The sequence below is a fragment of the Gordonia aquimaris genome (assembly GCF_026262595.1).
Lineage (GTDB): Bacteria > Actinomycetota > Actinomycetes > Mycobacteriales > Mycobacteriaceae > Gordonia > Gordonia tangerina.
The window spans coordinates 1-1779 of sequence record NZ_JAPKFM010000064.1; the positions used below are offsets into that span (position 1 = coordinate 1).

1 protein-coding gene is annotated in these 1779 nt (G+C 65.8%); it reads left to right on the plus strand.

The window, feature by feature from the left end; translation table 11 throughout:
- The first annotated feature begins 82 nt into the window (after positions 1-82).
- Positions 83-1678: an IS1182 family transposase gene (locus tag OSB52_RS24555; RefSeq protein ID WP_266063952.1), complete on the plus strand. Its 1596-nt coding sequence runs from the start codon at positions 83-85 to the stop codon at positions 1676-1678.
- Positions 1679-1779 lie beyond the last annotated feature (101 nt).

Below are 1779 nucleotides of genomic sequence, written 5' to 3' on the forward strand. Positions count from 1 at the left end.
CTAGGAGACTGCTGAATAATTGGGGGTGGATTCCGGCGCGGGAATGCGCTGGTTTTGGCCGCCGTGCTGGGATCCTGAGGTTATGCAGGGTGAGTCGGATCGCCAGGGTGAGTTTCTGGATGTGAACTCAGTGGTGGGTCATTTGTTGGCCGAGGGCAGCGTGTTCGCCTTTCTGGCCGCCCATCGTGAGCAGTTGTTTCCTGCGGAGATGTTCGCGGACCTGTTCCCGAGTGGGAGGGGTCGTCCGTCGATCCCACCGGCGACGATGGCTTCGGTGATCGTGCTGCAAACATTGCAGGGACTCTCTGATCGGGAGGCCGCTGATGCGGTCACTTTCGATCTGCGGTGGAAGGCTGCGTGTGGGTTCGTGTTGGGTGACAAAGGTGTTCATCCGTCCACGTTGACCTACTGGCGGCGGCGGCTGGCGGCCAGTGATCGGCCACACCGTATTTTCGAGGTGGTGCGTGAGGTCATCACCGCGACCGGGGTGCTCACCGGCACGAATCGTCGGGCCCTGGACTCGACGGTCCTCGATGATGCGGTGGCCCGCCAGGACACCGTCACCCAGCTGATCGCGGCGATGCGGCGGGTGGCGCGCGAGGTCGATGGCGCCGCTGCGGTCGTGGAGCAGCGTGCGACCCGGCTGGCGACGGTGGCTGGTGCCGGCTATGACCAGCCGGGTAAGCCGCGGATCGCCTGGGATGACGAACAGGCACGAGATCAGCTGGTCAGCGCGTTGGTCAGCGACGCGTTGGCCGTGCTCGACGGCCTTGATCGCGAGAGGATCGAGACTGCCGGCAGCGAGGCCCAGAAGCAGGCGGTGGCGTTGTTGGCGTTGGTCGCCGGTCAAGACGTGGAACCGGCTGAGGGCTCCGATGGCACCGACGGACGCTGGCGCATCGCCGAGCGCACCGTCACCGATCGGATGATCTCCACGGTCGACCCTGAGGCCCGCCACGCCCATAAGACCCAGTCACGCCGCCAAGACGGGTTCAAAGCTCACGTGGTGGTCGAACCCGACACCGGGCTGATCACGGCGACAGAATTGACCAAGGCCGCCGGCCCGGCCAATTCCGATGCGGCGGTCGGGGCGCGGTTGTTACCCACCGATCCCACCGCACCGACCCAGGGCGGGCAGGTCCTCGGTGATTCGGCGTACGCCACCGGAGCGATGTTGGCGAGCTTGGCAGAGACGACCTGGGAGGTGGCGCTCAAACCGTGGCCGTATCGCCCGGCAATCCCGGGCGGGTTCGTCATCGATGACTTCTCCTACGACCCCGCCACGCACACGCTGACCTGCCCCGCCGGTGTGACCCGGCCGGTCACCGCCAGCCATCACGCCACCTTCAGGCAGGCCTGCACGGGGTGTGCGCTACGGGCACGGTGCACCACCTCGGCCAAGGGCCGCTCCGTCCACCTCGGTGAACACCATCGGCTCCAGCGTGACCATCGAAAACAGTTCACCAACAACATGATTCAGCAATCATATCGACAGCATCGGCCTATGGTGGAACGCTCGATCGCTTGGCTGACCCGCGGTAGCCGCCGCGTGCCGTACCGAGGAGTCACCGCGAACAACAACTGGCTGCACCACCGCGCCGCCGCGATCAACCTGCGCCGCCTGATCACCCTGGGGCTGAGCACCACCAACAACACCTGGACCCTGACCACCGCCTGACCCCGCGGGGCAAGCGCCCGAGCAACACTCGCCCGTGATCAACAGACCCAGCATTACCGACGGCCAGCCGCACACAGACCACTTCTTCAGCAGCCTCCTAG

What these genes read in the sequence shown, in the direction of transcription:
- OSB52_RS24555 (WP_266063952.1), top strand. Translation starts at nt 83, where the DNA reads ATGCAGGGTGAGTCGGATCGCCAGGGTGAGTTTCTGGATGTGAACTCA.